The sequence below is a fragment of the Amphritea sp. genome, from assembly GCF_048266285.1.
Lineage (GTDB): Bacteria > Pseudomonadota > Gammaproteobacteria > Pseudomonadales > Balneatricaceae > Amphritea.
Genome location: NZ_JBLWZV010000033.1, coordinates 1 through 22,159 on the forward strand (window position 1 = coordinate 1; position 22,159 = coordinate 22,159).

The window sequence follows — 22,159 nt, forward strand, 5'->3', positions numbered from 1 at the left end:
AGCTCTCCGCCCGCATCGCGGCGGTGTCTCGGCGTTACAGTGGCAACCCAAACCCTATCATTAAGGTCGGCACATTAGATGTTGATCTTAACAAGCACAGTATTTCTCGTGAGGGTGTGGCCATCAATTTAACGGCCCGTGAGTGGGCGCTGTTTGAAGCCTTTGTTCAACATCCAGGCAACGTCCTCTCGAAGTCACAGTTGGAAGATCACCTTTATGCTTTTGGCGGCGAGATCGAAAGTAATACCATTGAAGTTTATGTCAGTCGGCTACGGAAAAAACTGGATAAAGGTCAGTTAGAAACGGTGCGCGGACTAGGCTATCGCATGAGGGCCTCATGAGATCAACGCAGTTGAAGGCACCAAAAAGCCTCCAAAAAACCTTAGGTATTGGCTTAACCGTAGGTGTGACTTTTCTCTGGTTATTGGCGCTATTGAGCACCGTTTATGTATCACAGAATAAGCTGAATACCCTCTTCGATAGCGCATTGGCCGAAACTGCTCAACGTATCATGCCCCTCGCAGTGGTTGAGATAACCAACCGAGAGGAGCCAGGGCAATTACAACAAATCATGTCATTCGAAACCCACGATGAGCCGCTGGTATACCTTGTACGTGATGCGTCAGGCACGATTTTATTGCAATCCCATAATGCGGATCCGCTGATGTTCAATAAAACCCTACTGGAAGGTTTTAGCTCATCGGCAAATTACCGATTCTATGGGGCGTGGGCAGTGCAAAATACATTACACATCGAGGTTGCCGAACCGCTAGTGCAAAGGCGAGAAGCCATCTTTGCAATGGGCATTAGTTTATTCTGGCCACTCATCTTGTTGATCCCACTTTGTTTTATCGGGACCTGGGCCTTTGTGCGTTACAGTTTGCGCCACGTGCTGGTGTATAGAAAAGCCATTGAATTCCGTGGTAGTGGCGACCTCTCACCGATCGAAACCAAAGACCTGCCAACCGAGCTTCACACAATCGCTACCTCAATAAATGACTTATTGGAACGCTTACGCCGAGCCTTAGAATCGGAACGATCCTTTACCGCCAATAGTGCCCATGAGTTGCGCACGCCTATTGCAACGGCATTGGCCCAGATTCAATATCTACAACAGGACGTCACGGCAGGCCCCCTCAAAGATAAAGTGCAGAAAGTGGAAGCAACCATAAAAGGTTTATCCAGCTTGTCAGAAAAACTGATGCAGTTAGCCAAGGCGGAAGGTGGCGGTCTGTTATCGACGCAGCAGAATGACCTCACAACCCTTTTGCAGCTGATTGTTGATGACAGCCAGCGATCAGCTCCGATGGCAATCATTAGGTTAACGCTACCGCCCAGCGAATTTAAATCGGCGATAGATCCCGATGCGTTTGCTATTTTAGTGCGCAATTTAATCGACAATGCCATCAAACATGGGGACTCAGACCAGCCGATTGAGGTTAGCTTTTCTGCCAACGGGATATTAAATATTGTTAATGCTGCCCGGGTGATTCCTGCTGAAACTTTGGCACGACTGCAGCACCGTTTTGTTAGATCAGAGACCAAGGCGCAAGGCTTAGGGCTCGGCTTAGCGATTGCCGATGCCATCGTCACAGGCGTGGGCGCAACGATGACATTTAACTCTCCCGCGAGGGGGCGAACCGATGGCTTTGAAGTCAGCGTGGATTTTGCTCGTTTAACGAATTAAACCGTCGTTTTCGTGTTTTAAGAAGATTCGTAAAGCGGGTTATTGTTCACCGATGTTAGATAGCAGCCATTCCCTGAAGCAGACGACGCCTTTTTTAGGACGAATGGATTGTGGCTTCTGCAACATATAAAACTGTGAGGTGGTTGCCATCGCTTTATCAACAGGCCTCACCAATAAGCCACTGGCTAAATAATCATCGACTAGGTTGGCCCATGCCAGCGCCAGACCTTGGCCATTCAACGCAGACTGAATGACCAAGGGATAATTATTGATATTTAACCGTCGGCAAGTATCGGGTATATGCTTGATTCCACACTCGTTGAACCAGTCCTGCCAGGTCACCCATTCCTCGTTAATTTCTAATGACAGTAAAGTGCCGTTAAGCAGATTTTCAGGTTGCTTAAAATCAGGATGCTTATCCAGATATGTAGGACTGCAGACTGGAAACACGGTTTCACTAAACAGAGGTGAGGCTTCTAAATACGGGGGCGGCGTGCGGCAGTAGAACAGTGCGATATCAAATTCACTGTTTTTCACATCTCCGATTGAGTCGACCGCGAGTATGCGCAGATCGACTTCTGGGTGTAGCTCTTGAAACTTAGTAAAGCGGGGTAATAACCAGAACGACGCCATCGCATTTGTCGTGATAACGGTCACTTGCTGGTCACCCTGCCATTGAAGAATGTCGCCGGTTGCATTGGCTATCAGTAATAGGGATTGCTGAATATTGACATAATACTCGTTCCCGGTTTGGGTAAGAGAGAGCGAACGTTTGTCACGAATAAAAAGTTCTCGGCCAAGATAGTCTTCCAAATGGCGGACTTGCCGACTGATCGCACCTTGTGTGACACAGAGATCATCTGCAGCGCGGGTAAAGCTAAGGTGACGGGCAGCAGCCTCGAATGCCACTAGGCTATTTAAAGGCGGTAATGGTTTAATCGACATTATGTATCCTCACCTAGAATGGCAGGTGCTGGGCAGTATGATCTGCGCCATCATTATTTTTATTAGTAATGCTTATACGCAGAAAAGCCCGTGGCCTCAAGCGACGGGCTGTATTTCTAGATGAAATTACAGGGTTGGTGCGTTGGCCTCCTCTTTTATGGCTTGATTGAGCTGGGCGATCGGCTCATCGCGTAACGCTCGCTGTATCGACATAGCCATCATGATGACCAATACTGCAGCAGGTAAGGCCGCGCAGATAGTCGCTGTTTGTACCGTTTTGAGACCACCGGCCCAGAGCAAGCCTGCCGCGATAGCGCCGACCATAATGCCCCATGCGATGCGACTGGCTTGGGGTGGTTCTAAGCTACCTCGTGAGCATAGGGTACAGAGTACCAAGGTGCCTGAATCGGCTGATGTGACGAAGTATGTAATCAGCAGTAAGGTGGCCAGTGCGCTGAAAATAGTACTGACACTTGCACCAGACGCCTCTTCAATTTTGTCGAACATGGTGAAGATGGCTTGAGTCGAGTCGGCCTTGGTTGCCAGTAGAATATCACCGCCGGTGAATTCAGCGGCTTCTCCAGTCAGTTGCTGTGCCACAACCTGAGTTTCATGGGCCTTACGATCCGCGTGCTCATAGTTTAAGGCGGCACCGCCAAAGGTTGCGATCCAGAAGAAGCCGAAGAGTGTTGGGGCAATCAGCGCACCGCCAATCAGTTCACGAATCGTACGTCCACGGGAAATGCGAGCAATGAACATACCGACGAAAGGAGCCCAGGTTAACCACCATGCCCAATAGAACGCGGTCCACCAGTTTTGCCATTGAGAATCGGCCTGTGCATCACTCCAGAGGCTCAAACCGACAATGTTCTGCACATAGTCAGCGGTACCCTCAAGATAGGTATGCAGAATATAGCGAGTGGGTCCGAACAGTAAAACCCCGACCAGAATGACTAATGACAGGATCATGTTCCAGACGGAAAGTATTTTAATGCCACGGCCGACGCCTGACATGACAGATAAAATAGCGATCATTGAGATCACGGTAATCATAATAATCTGATTAACGATGCTAACCTCGATGCCGAGTAAACGCTCCATACCGGTGCTCATCTGGACAACACCGAGACCAAAAGAGGTGGCGATACCGAATGCAGTGATTGCAACGATCATGATATCGATGGCGTTACCGAACCAGCCGTTCAAACGCTCTTCGCCAAAAAGTGGAATCAGGGCTGAACGAATGGTGAGCGGTTTACCTTTACGGTAGGAAAAATAAGCGAGGCCTAGGGCGGTCATAATATAGAGCGCCCAAGGATGTAGACCCCAATGGAAGAAGCTTACCCGCATAGCGGTGTGAGCTGACTCTTCACTTAGACTGGTGACTGAAAACGGATTTCCAGCATAGTGCCACATCGGTTCAGCAACTGACCAAAACAGTAGCCCGATACCCATCCCGGCGCTGAACAGCATTGAAAGCCATGAACCCATACTGAATTCAGGCTTTTCGCCATCTTTACCCAGTGTTACATTGCCGAAGCGACTCATCATAAGATAAAGCAGAAACAGCAGAATACCTGATGCCATGACCAGGTAGAACCATTTGAAGTGGTGCAGAATATTACCGGACATCTGAGTAAAGAGGGCGCCGGCTTTATCGGCCAAAACACCACAAACGACTACAAAACCGATGATGATTATTTTTGAAATGAGGGTTACCGTAGGATCGATTCCTCGGAACATCCCGTTATCAGTACGCATTGTGAAGTCTCCGTTATTATTTGACTTGTTGTAAGACAGTCGATTCTTGTGCGTTATTGATTGTTGATACTGATCCACTAAAGTGAGGTCTATATCAGCTTCTGCTGAAGATAGCTCCGGCGCATAGAAGCCGGAGCCATTTCAGAAGTGCAACGTATATTCTTGAAAAGCTTGATATGTATCAAACTACTTTTTGGGCTTGTATAGATGAGGTTTTGTAATGAATTAAATAAACGTGCCGATTTGTTAGGGCGTTAGAGGAGCCAATTTTCCTGCCATGGATAGCTAGAAAGCTCAGTGACACCTTGTGACGTGATCAGCACTTGTTGCTCAAGTTTTATGCCCTCTTTGCCACCTTCAGCACCAATATAACTCTCGACACAGACCACCATATTCTCTTCGAATACGCCATCGTATCCGGCACTGTCCCAGTCGTGACCTTGATGGGCAATGGCTGGATATTCATCGCACATACCGATGCCGTGGCTGACGCAACAGTAACGGTTGTGATAGAACTCAGCTGGGATTTGCCACGCTTTTTCAGAGAACTCTCGGTAACTGAGGCCCGCTTTTAATAGTGCAATATTGGTTTGAACTTGTTCATAGGCGAGTGAGTAGAGGCGACGTTGTTCATCGGTCGGTGGCACATGGCCGACGGTCCAAGCGCGTGAAATATCGGCACAATAGCCATAGGGACCAATCAGGTCAGTATCGAAACAGAGTATTTCACCCTCCTGCATTACCCTGTCGCTGGATTCTTGCATCCATGGATTTGTGCGTGGGCCGCTGGCTAACAAGCGGGTCTCTATCCATTCACCGCCATGGCGTATATTTTCAAAATGCAGCCAAGCCCAGAGCTCATTCTCGGCCATGCCTGGCCGTAGTTCGTCATGCATCCGCTGGATACCTTGTTCGCACACCTCGATGGTCCAGCGCATTAATTGAATCTCTTCATCGGATTTTATCTTGCGGGCTTCCTCCATCAGGCTATGGCCTTCGATTAGGGTAAGGCCTTGTTGTTGAAGAAGTTCTAATCCCTCAAGGTCCGCCTTGTCGACCGCTAAGTTTAGATTGCCACCCCCATGTTTTTGTACAAGTTTCGTGATCTCGCTAGCCCATTGTTGAGCCTTTTCGTTGATACGAGAGCCTGCACCAAAATAGCTCCAGTTAATCGCCGTGCGAATTTCATCGATGAGTTCATTTCCTTCGAGGAGGTGCTCGCAGTTGTGAAATTCCCACTGAATGACGGGCCCTTCTGCAAAAACTAAGCTGTAGCGGGCAAAGTTGTGCATTGTCCAGACCTGCATATTCGAGCTGTCGGTGGCATAACGAATATTGACCGGATCATAGAGCAAGATGGCACTACAGTTTTTTTCTATGAGCTGTTTCTTGACTCTTTCTAGTCGGTATTTTCGTGCTGCCTTATGGCAGGCATCAGTGACAGGATTAATCAGGTTTGATTCGTTTTGGTAATGATCGTTACGCGTTAAGGTCATTGTTTTATCTCGCATAGAAATAGGATTTATTTTTATGCGCGTATTTAGGTGTATTGGCTGGGTGGTTGTAAAACGACAACTACTCATCGCCTCATTACCAATGCTCATTAACTTATTGCTTCAGAACAACGAAACATCCGCTAAAGTTGAAAAAATATGAGTGAGGGGAGATAAAGATAGGTTGATTTTTTATGTTGTACTTTCTGCGTTGAGTGACTTCAAGCTACCCATTTTAAAGGTTTTATTCCCTCGTTTAAGTTGTCTGGGTTGAGAGGTAATGAGTTTTAGTCATGTATCCCTGTCAGAAAAGTCGTTTGTCTCAGGCTTTTTGTCGTCAGTATTATCCACTCTGAAAACGCTGCTTTGACCGGTTTCCATAAGCTAGTTTAAGAAATCGTAATGAGCCGTTAACCATAAAAATAAATTCTATCTGTCCAGTGCGGATGGTACTTAAGGTGAGACTCTTAAGATGACGACTACAGTAAAACATCGTATCCCTATGACTGCCCTAGATGCAGTGCGCCAGCCAATAGCCCAAGCTAATGGTATGCCTAATGCTGTGTATGACGACCCATCTCTGTTTGAGTATGAACGTGATAACGTGCTGGGCAAAAACTGGGCGGGACTGGTATTTGCCAGTGAACTACCCAAGAACGGATTTGCAAAGCCGGTCGATTTTATGGGGTTGCCGCTGGCGGTAATGCGTAACCGTGATGGTGAGCTGAAAGTGTTTCATAACATCTGCAGCCATCGCGGCATGATTATGTTGCGTGAAGAGACTGAAGTAGAAGGCATGGTTCGTTGTCCTTACCATTCATGGACTTATGACCTCAACGGTAACTTGAAAGGCACACCGCATATCGGTGGTGTCGGTGTACATACCGCCGAGGGTTTTGTCTGTGAGAAGCATGGTCTGAAAGAGATCCGGGCGGGTGTTTGGAATGGCATTGTATTCATTAACTTGTCTGGTGATGCGCAGGACTTCGATAGCTTTATCCAACCGTTGATTCAGCGCTGGGAAGAATTTACCGGTAAAGGTGGTTTTGATCTGGTCAATGTTGCCCATACGGGTAGCAATATGGAGTTGACGGTTGAGGCCAACTGGAAACTCGCGGTGGAAAACTACTGCGAAGCTTATCATCTGCCATGGGTTCATCCGAGCCTGAATACTTACTCACCACTCGATCAGCACTATAACCTGATTGTTAACGATGATATGTCGGGACAGGGTAGTTATACCTATAACTTGTCTGATGTTGCGGGCACTAGTTTGCCACAATTCAGCGATTGGCCTGCCGATAAAATCCGTCAGGCTGAGTATATCTCTCTGTATCCCAATGTTCTATTAGGTGTGCAAGCAGACCATGTTTTCTCGATCATTCTGCAGCCGCAAACGAATAGCCGTACTTTGGAAAAACTTGAACTGGCCTATGTCGGTGAAGAGGCAACTGGTGACCGCTATGAAGCTTGTCGCTCTGCTGTTCTTGAAAGCTGGAAAGTGGTGTTTGGCGAAGACGTATTCGCGGTTGAAGGGATGCAAAATGGGCGTAAATCTCCAGCCTTCCAAGGCGGTGTTTTCTCGCCGGTATTGGATGGCCCGACGCATCACTTTCATCAGTGGGTCGCGAAGCAGTATGGGCGTGATGCCGAGCAATAATTAGTTTTATACAGACTGTGCTGAGGGAGGTGCGCCACTGCGTACCTTCCTGATAATAACAACAAAGTGATTGATGCCATGACTAAGATGACTGAAAACTGGCTTAATTTTATTGGCGGTGACTGGGTGGATGCGGCCGATAAAATTGAGGTTTATGACCCTGCTACTGATGAAGTGTTTGCCACCATTGCACGCGCTAACACAAATGATGTTGAGCGTGCTGTCGCTGCGGCTCGCCGCTGTGTGAATTCCGGCGTATTGACCGACTGTCGTCCGGTAAAACGTGCTGAGATGATGTCTCGCATTGCCGATGAGATTCGTCATATCGCCGATGAAGCGGCGCCGTTACTGGCGCGTGAAAATGGTAAGTCACTGAATGATGCCCGGGAAGAGTTTCTGATCGCCGCCCGTTATTTTGATTATTACGGCGGCATGGCCGATAAAATTGAAGGTAAATCTATCCCTTTGGGTAAAGATTATATTGATTTCACTTATTACGAACCGGTTGGCATCTCGGCTCAAATAGTACCTTGGAATTTCCCTGTGGATATCTGTGCTCGTTCATTGGCACCGGCTCTGGCTGCAGGGAATGCCGTCATTGTTAAATCCCCAGAAATCACACCGCTGGCGATGACCTGGCTGGCCACTGCCTGCAAACGGGCGGGGCTGCCTGATGGAGCGCTGAGTATTCTTTGCGGACCCGGTCGTGAAGTAGGCAATGCGCTGGTATCTCACCCTGATATTAACCAAATTGTATTTACTGGCTCGGTTCCGACTGGTCAGTCCATCCTTAAAGCGGCGGCAGAAAACGCAATACCCAGTGTTATGGAGTTGGGTGGTAAATCTGCAGCAGTTGTTTTCCCGGATGCGGATATTGATCAGCTATTGGACAGTGTCCGCTGGGGGATCTTCTTTAACGCAGGGCAGGTCTGCTCAGCCATGTCTCGCCTGCTGGTTCATCGTGATATCTATGAAGAGGTTGTGACTAAAGTAGCCGAGCTGGGCAACGGGCTGAGTATTGGTCCCGGAATGGATAATGCTGAGGTAACGCCCGTGGTATCAAGGCAACAGCAACAGCAGATATTACGTATTTGTGACCGGGCTGCCAGTGAAGGCGCTCGCCTAGTGACAGGAGGTCAGGCGCCTGCTGACTTGAAAGGGTATTTTATCGAGCCAACCGTATTTGCCGATGTAACACCTGAGATGAGTCTGTTTACCGAAGAGGTGTTTGGTCCGGTATTGGCCATCACGCCATTTGATACTGAAGAGGAAGCGTGGGCTCTTGCCAATGGGACAGACTTCGGTTTGGTGGCGGGTGTCTTCACCCATGATCTGACGCGTGCGATTCGTGCCAGTCGGGCGCTGAGAGCGGGGCAAGTGTTCGTTAATGAGTGGTATGCCGGAGGTGTCGAAACGCCCTTTGGCGGGCTAGGTTTGTCCGGCTTTGGTCGAGAGAAAGGCCAGGAAGCACTCTATAGCTACGTTAACACTAAAAATGTCGCGATCCGCGTTACTAATCCTTCTCAATAAATCCACGTCGTCGAAAGCAGGAGAATACCGATGAAAAAATGGCTCTGTGTGATCTGTGGTCTTATCTACGATGAAGCGAAAGGTTGGCCGGCGGATGGTATCGCTGCGGGAACCGCTTGGGAAGATGTTCCAGAAGACTGGCTGTGCCCTGATTGTGGTGTCGGTAAAGCCGATTTTGAAATGATAGAAATAACCGCTGATGCAGCAGCGGTTGCGGTGGCTGAAGCAGCGCCACAGAAACAAGCACCTGTCGTTATCATTGGCAGTGGGTATGCGGGATATAACTTAGCAGAGGCGCTACGTCAGCGTTCTCCCGATAAGGACATTCTGCTGCTCACTGCTGATGATGGCGCCAATTATTCTAAGCCTGGGCTATCGAATGCACTGGCGCGGGATAAGCGAGCGATCGACCTCATCTCTGAAACGGTATTGGAGATCGAACAGCGACTGAATATACGCATACATGCTCGCTGTAAAGTAACGCATATCGATGCGGATCAACATCTGTTGCATACCGACTTAGGCGTACAACAGTACAGTAAGTTAATTCTAGCGCAAGGCGCTGCACCGATTAGGTTACCGCTGCAAGGTAGTGGGGCTGAAGACGTTTTGAGTATCAATGATTTGAATGACTACCGCCATTTTCGTGATCAGTTGGATGGGTGTCAGCATGTCACCATTATTGGTAATGGCCTTATTGGATGTGAGTTTGCGAATGACCTTTCTAGTAGAGGCTATTCGGTGGCGGTGATCGGTTTGACCGGTTGGCCGATGGATCGTTTGCTACCGAAAGAGATTGGGCAAAAACTTCAAACCAATCTGTCAGCACAGAACGTTGACTGGTATTTGGACAATACGGTTGAGAACGTTGCTAAGCAGGGCGAAGGATATCGTCTGACCCTGAGAGATGGACAGGTCATTGAGACCGGACTGGTTATCTCTGCCGTAGGGCTTAAACCTCGTACTGACTTAGCTGAAACGGCGGGCGTTACCTGCAATCGGGGGATTGTTGTTAATGGCGGGTTACGTACTAACGTTGCGGATATCTATGCCTTGGGCGATTGCGCGGAGATTCAGGGGCAGTTGTTGCCGTATATCGCACCGATCAATTTTGGGGTGCGGGCACTGGCCGACTGTCTTTTAGGGCGTCCAACCATGGCGCAGTATCCGTTGATGCCGGTCATGGTGAAAACGCCCGCTCTACCGCTGACGTTGTTAACACCGGCACCGAATCAAACGGGCGAATGGCAGGTTGAATCGACCGAAACGGGGATGCGTGGCTTGTATGTTTCGAGTGATGGTCGGGTTCTGGGTTATGCATTGGCGGGTGACCTTATTGGAGAGCGCCAGCAGTGGACAGATAAAGTAGCCGCCGCCGATGCACTATCGGTCGCCTAATCTTTTAGCCCTGAGTTTAGAGGATTTGATACCTGTCGATTCGATAGTGGGCGTTAGCGCCTACTGTCCAGTTCTATGCTGAAGGTCGTAACAGGTTATGAACAATAATTAGAAAATTAGATAGCTGGATCGTCATATGAAAAAGATAAAACTACCTGCTGATGATAGTAGCTGTGGCTGGTTTGAAATTCTGCCGCCGGAATACAGACAACATTTATCGGCTACAACGCCTGTTACCCATATTGAGCAAACGGACTGGTTAGTGATCGGTGGTGGCTTTGTGGGAACGGCTGCCACCCGTCGGTTGGCTGAGCTGAATCCTGAACAACGGGTGGTGCTGGTGGATGCGCAGAAGATTGGCCACGGAACCTCCGGCCGTAACTCGGGTTTCGTGATCGACCTGCCGCACAAAGGCGACTTGGAAGGGCCAGATCTTCAGCGGAAGAAGAAGTTTATCCAACTCAACCGAGCTGCGATTAGCTATATGGAAGAGAAGGTAAACCAATACGGTATTGATTGTCAGTGGTCCCATGCCGGTAAGCTACAGGGAGCGGTTAGTGAGCGCGGAGTAAAATTTCTCGAGCACTTTCAGCATCTGTTAAAAGAACTAGATGAACCCTATCAGATGCTCAATGGGCAGAGTCTGAAAGATAAAGTGGGTACTAGCTATTATGAACAGGCCCTCTTTACGCCTGGTTGTATTCTGATGCAACCCGCGGCATTAATGCGTGGTTTGTTGATGCACATGCCGGAAAATGTCACTTGTTGGGAGAATACGCCCGTACTTAAGCTGGAACGAGCTGCTGGTGGAAAGTGGGTTGCAAAGACCGCTGAGGGCGAAATTCATGCGAAGAATGTGATTCTTGGTACCAATATATTCACTGAGCAGCTGGGCTTTTTGAAATCGCGGATGCTGCCGATCATGACGTTTGCCAGCATGACGAGACCGCTAACGGATGCCGAGTTTGAGGCATATGGCGGTACGACAGACTGGGGGCTGACGCCCGCAGACCATGCGGGTACGACGTTGAGAATGACTCAAGACCGACGGTTGATTGTACGCAACCAATATCGTTTTGTGCCTAATTACGGTAGTCATGCAGAGGAGCGTAGCAAAATTCATGACCTACACCGGCATGCCATGGTCGCTCGCTACCCGATGTTGCAAAATGTGCCTTTCGAAAATACCTGGGGTGGTGTTTGTGCTCTGTCGCGTAATTACACATCGTTCTTTGGTGAGCTGGAGTCTGGGTTATTCGCGTCATGCTGTCATAACGGTGTAGGGGCCGCGCGGGGCACGATTTCCGGAAAGCTATTAGCCGAGTTGGCATCAGGCGGAGACTCTGAGTTGCAGCGGCATATGCAAGAGGTTTCAGGAATGCCTGCCTTGGTGCCACCGCAACCTTTTCTGGGTATCGGTGTGCGTGCCCGCCTGAAGTTGGCTGAGTGGCAAAGTCGCAGTGAAGTCTAATCGTTATTTAGAGAGTAATTTATGACAAAGGCGCGTTTAGTTAAAGGGAGCGAGATCAGTTTTACTCATCGTGGTGGTCCGCCGGGACATGCTGAAGTCGGGCGGGCAATCTCAACCGATATAAGTTCTAGTATGGGGGCTGGAATCGCCCGTTTTGATAACTGCTCGATTGCATGGACAGTACTCTATGATGAGGTGGTTTATGTGGTTGAGGGGCTGTTTCGTTTGGTTACGCCTGATGCGGTACTCGAAGGGGAAGCTGGCGATGTTATTTGGATACCGGAAGGAACGGAGCTGCGGTATGAAGGTGAAAACGCGACTGTTTTTTATGCCGTCTATCCGGGAAATTGGAAAGAGTTACTAAGAGACTAAAGCGGATTGCTTTGTTTCTAGTGGCTAAGTGTTACTACCTTGAGTGCCGGTTTAAAAATCACTTAGCAGGATGGTGGCGTGTTATGTCACAGGCCGCAATAGTTTTGTCTGCCCCCCTACGTTATGTAGGCTTTTACCGCTTAAGTCAGAAGTTAGCCACTTTTGGCTTAAGCGTCTTTTTAAGTCCAGGTTGTTTCATTTTGCAGCGGATCTAATATTACCGATACCTTTGAGTGAAGCTGAACAACCAAACTCTTATTTCGTTTTGAAAGCGAGTCATCACCGCTTCACCATATCCTCGAAAAATAATAGTGCTCATTAACTGACTTTTCATGTGAATCGCAGCGGATGTCTTTGAAGCACGAACCTTATGATCTTTTGATAATCCGGAAAAACGATATAAACTGGCAAGAATGACCAAAAAAACTGGATATTAGCTATGGATACCGTTTTGCTGGAGACTTTCCTGGAAGTAACCCGCACCCGCAACTTCAATAAGGCGTCAGGCAATCTATGTGTTTCTTCATCGACCATCAGCGCGCGAATTAAGCAATTAGAAGAGCTTCTTGGTCTGACCCTGTTTGTTCGCCGACACCACGAGATTGGTTTGACGCCGGCGGGAGAGCGTATGGAGCGTCACGCACGCTTCATTCTTAGCGCTTGGGAACGAGCCTACGAAGATACAGCCCTGAGTGAGCGACACCAGCGACGGTTGGTGATTGCCGGAGTTTCGAGTCTTTGGGATATTTTTCTGCAGGATTGGCTCAACGATATTTATCAAAATGTGCCAGCGTTAGGCTTACGGGCAGAAGAGAGCACACCGCTTAGGGTGGTCGAGAAGTTGGAACAAAGGATGATAGATGTCGGCTTTATGTATGAGCCACCTCAACTGCAAGGGATGGCAGTACAAGAGGTCGTTAGTGTGCCGCTGGTGTTAGTCTCGAGCCAACAGGAGATAACCGTTGAACAGGCGGTGTCTGAAGGTTATGTGCGGGTAGAGTGGGGAACAACTTTCGCTGCGCTTCACGAAGCACATTTTCCTCAGCGGCCCTTAGCACCGGTAAGAGTGAATAGTGGTAGGGTGGCACTGAACTTGATTCTAAGTTGTGGAGGAGCAGCCTACTTACCATTACCGACGATTGAACCAGAGCTAGACGATGGGCGGCTTTATCGTGTTAATAGCGCGCCGATAATCGAGATGAAAGCCTATGCTGCCTATAATTTGCACGGCGAACATCGAGATTTAATCGTTAATTTATTGGGGCGGTTTACTCAAAATAAGGTGGCTCGTTAGTTGTCATTGACAGTCCAGACGCTCTTTCTTATGAGGCTATATTTACTCAGCAATAGATCTATCACGACAAAATAGATGCTCTTATGGGGGGCGGGATAATTTATTGTGCTGCTACACAATGCTAAATTGGCGGAAAAGCATTCAGTGCTGTCATACAAGCAGCTATTCAATAAACCAATTCACAACAACGCACAGTGAACGCGCTATTTTTAGGCAAGGTTTTTAAAGATGGTGGTTTTGGGAAAAGTGAAAAAGGTACTTAATAAGTATCTTTCCTTTGTGTTGGTGGAAGCGGCGGGTGGCGACCCCGTGTAGCTAACTACTTGTTTTCATTGAGTTGAATTGAAGCTGTAATTCAATAATGGCACACCAAAGTGGCACAAATCAACACAAAGTGCCACTTTTTAGTCTAAGTTTGGTGTCTCTTCGATAACGGCGGAAAGCTTATAGAAATAATTCATAGAAAACTGATTTGTAAGCACAATGTCGCTGCGTAAAAAGCTTCGAATTAATTCAAGTACTGGAGTAATCCTCCCCCTTTTTTAGAACTTGTTAAAAAAAGAGGAGGCGAAATTCATCAATATTTGGCTATCACTTAACAGCTTTAACTGAACGAAAGGTTAAAATGTTGTGGTTTATTGAGGCATTTCCCAGAGAGGAAATGGGTCTGGGAGCTGTTCCCAGAAATCTCGGCCAGCAAGCAGTTGTTCATCGGTCAATAAGCAATCATCTAGCGCCTTAATGGTCGTGCCTTGATCAAGATTTTGTCCGATAAAAACGAGTTCTTGGCGCATATCGCCAAAGGGTTCTTCCCAATCTGAGAGAATGGATTCTTTATCCTCTTCAGGCCATTTGCTTTCGGGAATAGCTTTCCAAAACATGCCCGCAAAACCATAGCGGGCCATACCGCCTGCTTGACTCCACTGACCTGCGAACTGTGGTCGACTTGCTAGCCAAAAGTACCCTTTGGAACGAATCAGTTTACCCTGTAATGTTGGGCTGTGGATAAAGTCATAAAAGCGTTGCGGATGAAAAGGTCTACGTGCGGTATAGGTGAAACTTGCAATACCGTACTCTTCCGTTTCAGGAATGTGCTCACCACGCAGCTCTTTCAGCCAGCCGGGGGCTTGTTGAGCATTTTCAAAACTAAACAGGCCTGTATTGAGGATTTTATCAATCGGTACATTGCCAGCTTCAATGGGGATAAGTTCTGCTGTGGTGTTCAATGTTTTTAAGATACTCATTAAGCGGCCTAAAGCATCATCGTCGATCAAGTCGCACTTGCTGATAAGAATGATATCGGCAAATTCCACTTGTTCTATGAGTAAGTCCGCAACGCTGCGTTCGTCTTCGTCGCCCAATGATTCGCCTACCGACTGGAGTGATTGTGCGGCGTCATAGTCGATAAGAAAGTTGAGCCCATCAACTACAGTCACCATGGTGTCTAAGGTGGCGATATCAGAGAGGCAGATGCCGTCATCATCGGTGAAGGTAAATGTTTCTGCGACGGGTAATGGCTCTGAAATACCGGTAGATTCAATCACCAGATAATCGAAGCGACCTTCGTTAGCCAGCTTGTTAACTTCTAAAAGTAGATCTTCGCGCAGTGTACAGCAGATACAGCCGTTGCTCATTTCAACTAGCTTTTCTTCGCTTCGATTCAGCGACACTTCATTTTTTAAGGTAGCGGCATCGATATTAATTTCGCTCATGTCATTAACAATGACGGCGACTTTTCGCCCGTCTCGGTTGTTTAAAATATGGCTTAGTACGGTTGTTTTCCCCGCACCTAGAAAGCCGGATAATACTGTTACGGGAAGTTTTTTCTGCGTATCGGCCATTCGTATTTCCTTTAATATTTACGCTATAGCGGCTTATCGTTGTCTGCAGGCAGTTTAAATGCCTGTGTCTGAGCTTCTTGCTGTGGTGTTCTTCAGTTCATGAGTTTGTTGGTTCAGTCTTTCTGATATTGGTTATTTAAAAATTGTTACTTTAAGGGAGTTTCTTGCTGTTATAAAAAACATGTTATAACATAACATTTTGATTATGCAAGATGCTTCCTGTCCCTGTGTTCACAACGGCTGGCATTGCGCCTATCACTTATATAACTACCTACCGTATAGCAAATCCGTATTCGGCTGTTTTGCTGCGTGTAGTTTAGTGCCTTCAAACGTATAGAGGTTTAGTAAAAACATGTTGAGATCTGAAAAGTATTACTCGTTGTATTTGAGTACATGCTTAGCTTTGTTGGCAACTCAGGCTGTTGCAGAGGAGTCTGTTGTATTAGAGGCCATGGTTGTGACGGCTAGTCGTCATGAAACCGTTATACAGGAAGCTCCCGCCAGTATTTCAGTGATGGATAAAGAGGATCTACGCCTTAAGAATGCCGATGACCTAGCAGAAGCTTTGACGAGCGAAGCGGGGATTACGATTACTTCCGTAGGGCAGACTCGCCGGGGTATTAGTATTCGAGGGATGCCGGTGGAACATACACTGTACCTGATTGACGGTCGCCGCATTAGTTCGAGTAACAGTGTGATAGCGCATTCTGATTTTGAACTAAACTGGCTACCTGCCGCCGCGATTGAACGTGTTGAAGTGGTGAGAGGGCCGATGTCTTCGCTTTACGGCGCTGATGCTTTAGGGGGCGTGGTTAATATTATTACCCGTATTCCTAAGGATGAGTTGCAGGGGGAAATAACGTCAACTTTTTCGTCTTTAGATGAGTCAGGAGGCGATACACGTAAGGCTTCAATTTATCTGAGCGGCCCACTGATTGAAGATAAGTTATTGTTTTCGTTGGTTGGAGAAGTGTTTGATCGGGATAACCTAGCCTCTAGTGATAATGAAAATATTTCGGATGTTGAGGGCAAAGAGTCGAAGCAGGGACAGGCTAAAGTGGAGTGGTTGCTTGATGATTATCAGCAATTAACCTTGAGTTATGCCACGGAACACGATGAAACCAGTCTTGAGAGTGAGTCGAGTTCGGTAGCTTACACATCGGAAAATGAGATTGATAAAGAGCAATATGGTCTGTCTTATAGTGGTGAGTGGTTTTGGGGTGATGTTAAATTAAATGCTTATCAATCAAACTTAAAGCGTACGAATACCCGTAGTGATACGACTGACCCGGTGCCGCCGCAAGAGATTAATGATGCTGTTATTGATGGCCAGATAAGTAAGTTTATTGGCGATGATCATTTTGTGACATTGGGAGGGCAGCTTCGTGAAGAAACACTGTACGAGGAACGTATCAGTACCGGTAAGGCGTCCGCGGAGCATCGTAATGTTTTTCTTCAGGATGAGTGGCAGTTATTCGAGCCTTTAATGTTGGTTGCCGGCGCGAGTCTGGATAGCCATGAGGTTTATGGTAGTGAAATCAGTCCGCGTATTTACGCGGTATACAAGTTAAATGATCGTGTTAGTTTTAAAGGGGGGTACGGGCAGGGCTTTCGTGCGCCATCACTGACTGAATTGTCGAGTGACTATCAAGTCTTGGCAGCAGGGGGACGCTTCTGGGTGGAAGGTAATCCAGACTTAGAGCCTGAGCGTTCAAAAACCTATGAAGGCGGTGTCGAATATCATGATGCGGACTGGGTCATGTCGGCTAAAGTGTTTGAGAATCAGTTAGAGAACCTTGTTCAAACTGTGTGTTATATCAACTGTAATATTAGGGGTAGTGAGAGGCGTCGTTATGAAAATACCGATGAATCTCGTATTCGAGGTGTTGAACTATCATTCGATCATGATCTAACGCAGCATCTTAGTCTTACCTTAAATTACACCTATTTAGAAACAGAAGATCTAAGTACCGGGTTGCCCTTAGAAGATAGACCTAAGCATCTAGGTAATCTTTCTTTAGGTTGGGCTCCTGTTGCATCGACTCGGTTACGTTGGCGCTCTGAGTATGTTGGAAAACAATATTCTGGTGTAGAAGGCTATGCGCCTGCCTATCATTTACATCACTTGGATTTTTCGTATCAGCTCGACAAACATCTAACGTTTTTTTCCGGTGTTGATAATATCTTTGATCAACGGCTTGAAGATAAATCTGAACTGTATAGTGCCACCGAACCCGGTCGTGAAATTCGCATCGGCATCTCAGCTGCTTTTTAAGGTTTACCATGATGAACGTTAGATTTCAGTTTTTGTGGCTGCTCGTTTTTATGCTGTTACCCCTACAGAGTGTTTTTGCGGTTGTTAAGAGCGATGTCGCTATTATCACCACGCCATTTGTGTTGCCAGCGAAAATAACGATGTTGCAAGCTATCGCAAAAGAACAAGGGGTCAACCTAGAGGGGCATGTACTTACATCAAAGGACGAAGCTCCGGAGGCATGGTTTGATCGATCTGATCTAGTGGTGCTTGATACACCCCGTGGTGGTGATCGTGCTCGGGTGATGGAATTGATCAAAGAAACCTTAGACAACACTGATACGCCTTGGATAGTGGTGGGTGGCGGGCCACCTGATGGCGGCAATCTAGATCCGACAATGATTCGCAGGTTAGTGAGTTATTACTCCGCGGGAGGCCGCGAAAACTTCACTCACTTGATGGCGTTTATTAGTGCATGGCAGAAGGGAGAGCAAACCGATACGATCCCAAGTCCAGTGATGTTGGCGAGTAGCGGTTATTATCATCCCGCTGCACAGAAGACATTTCGTGATCTACAGGATTATATGGACTGGGGAGATAGTCGTTGGCAGAAGGCCGCACCGGTCTTAGCGGTTGCGATTTCATCATCTAATATATCGGATGGTCAAACGGCAGTGCTTGATCATGTGATTGCACGGGTGGAGGAAGCCGGCGCGATCCCGTTAGTTTTTTGGTTTGACCGTCATCAGCCAACGGCTTTAGCCGATCAGATTGCAGCGGCCAACCCCGTCATGTTGGTGAATACCACTCATATGGTGAGTGAAACACGACAGCATGAGTTGCCGGTGATGAATATACCCGTGGTAATGGGGTTAACGTATCGCAACGGTTCTATTCAGCAGTGGAGAGAGACAGTGCAGGGCATGCCTGGGGCTGCTTATGCTGCCTTGATGGTTATTCCCGAAAGCTGGGGAATGACGGACCCATTGGTGATTGCGGCCATTGAAGAAGGTGCTCCTGCGGCCATTCCCGAGCAAGTCGATCTGTTAGTTGGACGTTTTTTAGCGATGGCGAGATTACAAACAGCCGCGCGTGATGAACTGAATCTTGGGCTATTATTTTGGAATAGCCCTTCAGGTGAGAAAAATCTGTCAGCTTCCAATCTTAATGTTCCCCGTAGTATTGAGAATATTCTCAGAACACTTGCGGCGCAAGGCTATGATGTTTCACCACACAACGAAGCTGACATTATTACCACGGCTCAGTCGATGTTAGCTGCCTATTATCGTCCCGAAACATTAGATGAATTGTTAGCCGCGGGTTATGCGGAATCCTTCCCCGTAGCTAAATATAACGCTTGGTTGAAACGCTTACCGCCGATTGTTAGTCAACGCTTGGGCGATGTGTGGGGACCACCACAAGATCATTGGAGCGTTCGTTCCGTTAACGGTGAGGCAAATTTTATTATTCCGCGGGCGAAATTTGGCAAATTATTACTTTTACCGCAACCTCCCCGCGCGGATAAACTCGGCGTGAGCACGCATGATTTAGTCCAGCCACCGGGGCACTTCTATTTGGCGGTATATCTTTATTTGCGTGAACAGGCGAAGACGGATGCGTTTATTCATTTAGGTACTCATGGCACACAAGAATGGACTCCGAGTAAAGATAGAGGCCTTTGGGCCTATGATTATCCCAACCTCGCTATCGCAAATGTGCCGGTTTTATACCCCTATATTCAGGATAACATCGGCGAAGCGATGCAGGCTAAGCGACGCGGCCGGGCAACCATTATTAGTCATCAAACACCACCATTTGCACCATCCGGTTTTTATGATGAATTGAGCGATATTCATGCACTTATCCATCAGTATCAACAGTTAGAAAAAGGCGCGGTCAGAGATGCGACGTTAAATGACTTGTTAACAAAGGTAATCGCAGCTGACCTACAAAAGGATATCGGTTGGACTGAAGAAGGTATTCGTAAGCAAGCCGATGCATTTATGCCTGTTTTACATGACCATATGCACCTGTTAGCTAAGGCTGCAACCCCTATTGGACTGCATACTTTTGGATCATCAGGGGCTGAAGAATATCGCATTGCGACGGTCATGCAGCAATTAGGTACTGATTACTATCAAGCGTTGAATGTTGATAGCGAAGAGGTATTTGCTTCGAGTTTTGAGGCGTTGTTCGATACAAAACCTTACACCTATTTACAGTCGTTTATTCGTGGTGAAAAACAACCAGAAGATGCAGACAACGAGCAACTGCAAGACTTGATGGCAACCGCTATTACCTATAATCGACAACTGCGTAACAATAATGAGCTGGAGGCGTTACTCGCAGGTCTGCGTGGAGAGTTTATCTTACCTGGGCCCGGTGGTGATCCTGTGCGTAATCCCGATACGACCAGCGGCACTAATCTATATGCTTTAGATCCGAATAAAATTCCGAGTCCGGCGGCTTATCAGGCCGCTAAAAAAACCTTTAATGCACTCATAGAGGATTATCAACAACACCATGATGGTGAATGGCCTGAGAAGTTGGCGTTTTCACTTTGGTCATCAGAAGCGATCAGCACGCTTGGGCTTAGCGAAGCGCAGGTGATGGTGGCCCTTGGTGTGCGTCCGGTATGGAATGCGGGCGGTAAGATAGAATCGTTAGAGGTTATTCCTCAAACGGAATTGGGCCGACCAAGAGTCGATGTTCTATTACAGGTTACGAGTGTCTATCGTGATCAATTTGATGGCATTATGAAAAAATTAGCACAGGCTATTGAGACTCTCGCTGAACTCGATGAAGCGCATAATACAATAGCTAATAATAGCCATCGTGTGGCTGCTTCATTGCAGCAAAGCGGATTAAGTGCAGCTGAATCGGCGCGTTACTCGCAGGTACGGATCTTTAGTAATCCACCGGGGGATTATGGCAGTGGGGTAACGTCTGTTGCAATGGATTCAACCGGTTGGGAAGACGATAAGATACTTGCTGATACCTTTATTAACAGTCAGTCACATATTTATGGGGTTCAGGATTGGGGTACCTCTGTGCTGCATCTAAAATTACTAGAGTCGCAGTTACAAGGCGTCGATGCAGTATTGTTATCACGCTCATCTAGTTTGCACGGTTTGCTATCGACAGACCATCCGTTTGAGTATTTGGGCGGACTCTCGGCGGCAGTTAAGCAAGTTGGTGGTGAAAACCCGGCACTATATATTTCTGATGCCCGTGGTACGTCTTCTACAATCGCAAGTGCGCAGTCTTTTTTAAGTAATGAATTACGAACCCGTTATCAAAACCCTCAATGGATTAAAGGGATGCAGCGCGAAGGCTATGCGGGCTCTGTGCATATGTTGAAAATCGTGAATAACCTGTTTGGCTGGCAAGTCATGGACCGGCATATGGTGCGCCCAGATCAGTGGCAAGCGATGCATGAAACCTATGTATTGGATCAGCGCGATCTTAAACTCAATGAATGGTTTGCGGAACATAATCCGACGGCACAAGCTCAATTAATCGAACGCATGGTCGAGGCTATTCGAAAAGGCTATTGGGATGCTTCAGATCAGACTCGACAAGAGTTGATCAGTCGTTGGCAAGCGCTTGTTAATGATCTCGGTGCTCAGTCCGGGGCTGAAAAAACCGTTGAGTATATTGAGTCACAGGCGGCTGGTTTTGGTATGAGCGGGCCGGCACCAGAGATTGATCAGTCGGCCAATAGTGATAGTTCCGCCATGCGAAATGTGCGTGGCCAACTACTTGAAGAGGTCACTGCAGAAGATCAGAACCAACCGCTACCGTGGTTAACATGGGTTGCTTGGCTACTCTTGTTGAGCTGTGTAATCGCTGGTGGATTGTTTCCTTTATATCGCCGCAGTTATAGGCACGGATTATAAATGTAGCGACACCTTCATATGTCACGACCAAAACTAAATATGGGATTTAATGTTTATGTTAACCGGTAGTTTAGAAACGCTTTTATACCAATTATCGAGCCTATTTTTATGGCCGGCATTGCTTCTTATCATCGCGGCATTGTGTTTTACATTGTTCTCAATGGGGCAATTAATAAAGGATGCGTACTTGCGCTCTAGAGGTTATGACAGGAGTCAGCTTAGTCTCTATGCAAAAAACGAAGAATGCACCAGCGATGATATCGAATTGTGGATTATGGGGCGGCTGGAATTGTTACGGTTAACCTCTCGTATCACTCCGTTGTTAGGTCTCGTGGCGACGCTGATACCGATGGGGCCCGCCTTGCTTGCTTTATCTGACAACAACACCGCTGCGGTGGGACAAAATATGGTGATTGCTTTTTCTGGGGTGACGTTAGCGCTAATCTCAGCCAGCCTGAGTTTTACGGTTTTAAATATTCGGCGTCGTTGGATGTTTGAAGAGTTGAGGCTTGTTGAGCGGGAAAGAGTATCTCAAGTGAGTGGAGCATATTGAG

At 47.4% G+C, this 22,159-nt stretch carries 15 protein-coding genes and 1 pseudogene; 12 read left to right on the forward strand and 4 right to left on the reverse strand.

Annotated elements, in window-relative coordinates; genetic code table 11:
• Positions 1-341: winged helix-turn-helix domain-containing protein (locus ACN0T0_RS19460; protein ID WP_417228401.1), on the forward strand; the 341-nt coding region annotated here is incomplete at its 5' end.
• Positions 338-1,687, forward strand: a complete 1,350-nt coding sequence (locus ACN0T0_RS19465; RefSeq protein WP_417228402.1) for an ATP-binding protein — start codon at positions 338-340, stop codon at positions 1,685-1,687. The genes ACN0T0_RS19460 and ACN0T0_RS19465, both read left to right, overlap by 4 nt.
• 39 nt (positions 1,688-1,726) lie before the next feature.
• On the opposite strand, the gene gcvA is transcribed toward ACN0T0_RS19465, so the two are convergent.
• The 3 genes from gcvA to ACN0T0_RS19480 all read right to left on the reverse strand — a co-directional run bounded on the left by gcvA (position 1,727) and on the right by ACN0T0_RS19480 (position 5,889).
• A complete protein-coding gene (gcvA, locus tag ACN0T0_RS19470; RefSeq protein ID WP_417228403.1) occupies positions 1,727-2,632 on the reverse strand; it encodes a transcriptional regulator GcvA in 906 nt (301 codons plus the stop codon).
• Positions 2,633-2,758: 126 nt separating this feature from the next.
• On the reverse strand, positions 2,759-4,393 hold the full coding sequence (locus ACN0T0_RS19475; RefSeq protein WP_417228404.1) for a BCCT family transporter: 1,635 nt from the start codon (positions 4,391-4,393) through the stop codon (positions 2,759-2,761).
• A gap of 254 nt (positions 4,394-4,647) precedes the next feature.
• Complete coding sequence (locus tag ACN0T0_RS19480) at positions 4,648-5,889, reverse strand: M24 family metallopeptidase (protein ID WP_417228405.1); 1,242 nt, start codon at positions 5,887-5,889, stop codon at positions 4,648-4,650.
• A 469-nt stretch (positions 5,890-6,358) separates the two neighbouring features.
• Between ACN0T0_RS19480 and ACN0T0_RS19485 the strand changes: the two genes are divergently transcribed.
• The 7 genes and pseudogenes from ACN0T0_RS19485 to ACN0T0_RS19515 all read left to right on the forward strand — a co-directional run bounded on the left by ACN0T0_RS19485 (position 6,359) and on the right by ACN0T0_RS19515 (position 13,611).
• Complete coding sequence (locus tag ACN0T0_RS19485; protein WP_417228406.1) at positions 6,359-7,546, forward strand: aromatic ring-hydroxylating oxygenase subunit alpha; 1,188 nt, start codon at positions 6,359-6,361, stop codon at positions 7,544-7,546.
• 78 nt (positions 7,547-7,624) lie between these two features.
• Complete coding sequence (locus ACN0T0_RS19490; RefSeq protein ID WP_417228407.1) at positions 7,625-9,076, forward strand: aldehyde dehydrogenase family protein; 1,452 nt, start codon at positions 7,625-7,627, stop codon at positions 9,074-9,076.
• A gap of 30 nt (positions 9,077-9,106) precedes the next feature.
• Positions 9,107-9,268, forward strand: a pseudogene (locus ACN0T0_RS19495) (rubredoxin); the annotation flags it as partial.
• Entirely contained in the window at positions 9,257-10,474 is a 1,218-nt protein-coding gene (locus ACN0T0_RS19500; protein ID WP_417228420.1) for an NAD(P)/FAD-dependent oxidoreductase, read from the forward strand. The pseudogene ACN0T0_RS19495 and the gene ACN0T0_RS19500, both read left to right, overlap by 12 nt.
• Before the next feature lie 136 nt (positions 10,475-10,610).
• Positions 10,611-11,945: an NAD(P)/FAD-dependent oxidoreductase gene (locus tag ACN0T0_RS19505; protein WP_417228408.1), complete on the forward strand. Its 1,335-nt coding sequence runs from the start codon at positions 10,611-10,613 to the stop codon at positions 11,943-11,945.
• A gap of 21 nt (positions 11,946-11,966) precedes the next feature.
• Positions 11,967-12,317 carry an ethanolamine utilization protein EutQ gene (locus ACN0T0_RS19510; protein ID WP_417228409.1) on the forward strand — a complete coding sequence of 117 codons (351 nt, stop codon included), beginning with the start codon at positions 11,967-11,969 and terminating at the stop codon, positions 12,315-12,317.
• 439 nt (positions 12,318-12,756) lie between these two features.
• The gene (locus tag ACN0T0_RS19515; protein ID WP_417228410.1) at positions 12,757-13,611 is read left to right on the forward strand and encodes a LysR substrate-binding domain-containing protein; all 855 of its coding nucleotides are present in this window, start codon (positions 12,757-12,759) and stop codon (positions 13,609-13,611) included.
• A 635-nt stretch (positions 13,612-14,246) separates the two neighbouring features.
• On the opposite strand, the gene zigA is transcribed toward ACN0T0_RS19515, so the two are convergent.
• The gene (gene zigA / locus ACN0T0_RS19520; RefSeq protein ID WP_320136600.1) at positions 14,247-15,452 is read right to left on the reverse strand and encodes a zinc metallochaperone GTPase ZigA; all 1,206 of its coding nucleotides are present in this window, start codon (positions 15,450-15,452) and stop codon (positions 14,247-14,249) included.
• 352 nt (positions 15,453-15,804) lie between these two features.
• On the opposite strand from zigA, the gene ACN0T0_RS19525 reads away from it, so the two are divergent.
• The 3 genes from ACN0T0_RS19525 to ACN0T0_RS19535 are packed head-to-tail and all read left to right on the forward strand — an operon-like array spanning position 15,805 to position 22,158.
• Positions 15,805-17,727, forward strand: coding sequence for a TonB-dependent receptor domain-containing protein (locus ACN0T0_RS19525; protein WP_417228411.1), 1,923 nt, complete (start codon positions 15,805-15,807; stop codon positions 17,725-17,727).
• Positions 17,728-17,738: 11 nt separating this feature from the next.
• Positions 17,739-21,605 carry a cobaltochelatase subunit CobN gene (gene cobN, locus ACN0T0_RS19530; protein WP_417228412.1) on the forward strand — a complete coding sequence of 1,289 codons (3,867 nt, stop codon included), beginning with the start codon at positions 17,739-17,741 and terminating at the stop codon, positions 21,603-21,605.
• Between the two features lie 55 nt (positions 21,606-21,660).
• Positions 21,661-22,158: a MotA/TolQ/ExbB proton channel family protein gene (locus ACN0T0_RS19535; protein ID WP_417228413.1), complete on the forward strand. Its 498-nt coding sequence runs from the start codon at positions 21,661-21,663 to the stop codon at positions 22,156-22,158.
• Position 22,159 lies beyond the last annotated feature (1 nt).

Bases quoted from the DNA above. Each gene is read 5' to 3' on its own strand.
- ACN0T0_RS19465 (WP_417228402.1), top strand. From the start codon at position 338: ATGAGATCAACGCAGTTGAAGGCACCAAAAAGCCTCCAAAAAACCTTA.
- gcvA (WP_417228403.1), bottom strand. From the start codon at position 2,632: ATGTCGATTAAACCATTACCGCCTTTAAATAGCCTAGTGGCATTCGAG.
- ACN0T0_RS19475 (WP_417228404.1), bottom strand. From the start codon at position 4,393: ATGCGTACTGATAACGGGATGTTCCGAGGAATCGATCCTACGGTAACC.
- ACN0T0_RS19480 (WP_417228405.1), bottom strand. From the start codon at position 5,889: ATGACCTTAACGCGTAACGATCATTACCAAAACGAATCAAACCTGATT.
- ACN0T0_RS19485 (WP_417228406.1), top strand. From the start codon at position 6,359: ATGACGACTACAGTAAAACATCGTATCCCTATGACTGCCCTAGATGCA.
- ACN0T0_RS19490 (WP_417228407.1), top strand. From the start codon at position 7,625: ATGACTAAGATGACTGAAAACTGGCTTAATTTTATTGGCGGTGACTGG.
- ACN0T0_RS19500 (WP_417228420.1), top strand. From the start codon at position 9,257: ATGATAGAAATAACCGCTGATGCAGCAGCGGTTGCGGTGGCTGAAGCA.
- ACN0T0_RS19505 (WP_417228408.1), top strand. From the start codon at position 10,611: ATGAAAAAGATAAAACTACCTGCTGATGATAGTAGCTGTGGCTGGTTT.
- ACN0T0_RS19510 (WP_417228409.1), top strand. From the start codon at position 11,967: ATGACAAAGGCGCGTTTAGTTAAAGGGAGCGAGATCAGTTTTACTCAT.
- ACN0T0_RS19515 (WP_417228410.1), top strand. From the start codon at position 12,757: ATGGATACCGTTTTGCTGGAGACTTTCCTGGAAGTAACCCGCACCCGC.
- zigA (WP_320136600.1), bottom strand. From the start codon at position 15,452: ATGGCCGATACGCAGAAAAAACTTCCCGTAACAGTATTATCCGGCTTT.
- ACN0T0_RS19525 (WP_417228411.1), top strand. From the start codon at position 15,805: ATGTTGAGATCTGAAAAGTATTACTCGTTGTATTTGAGTACATGCTTA.
- cobN (WP_417228412.1), top strand. From the start codon at position 17,739: ATGAACGTTAGATTTCAGTTTTTGTGGCTGCTCGTTTTTATGCTGTTA.
- ACN0T0_RS19535 (WP_417228413.1), top strand. From the start codon at position 21,661: ATGTTAACCGGTAGTTTAGAAACGCTTTTATACCAATTATCGAGCCTA.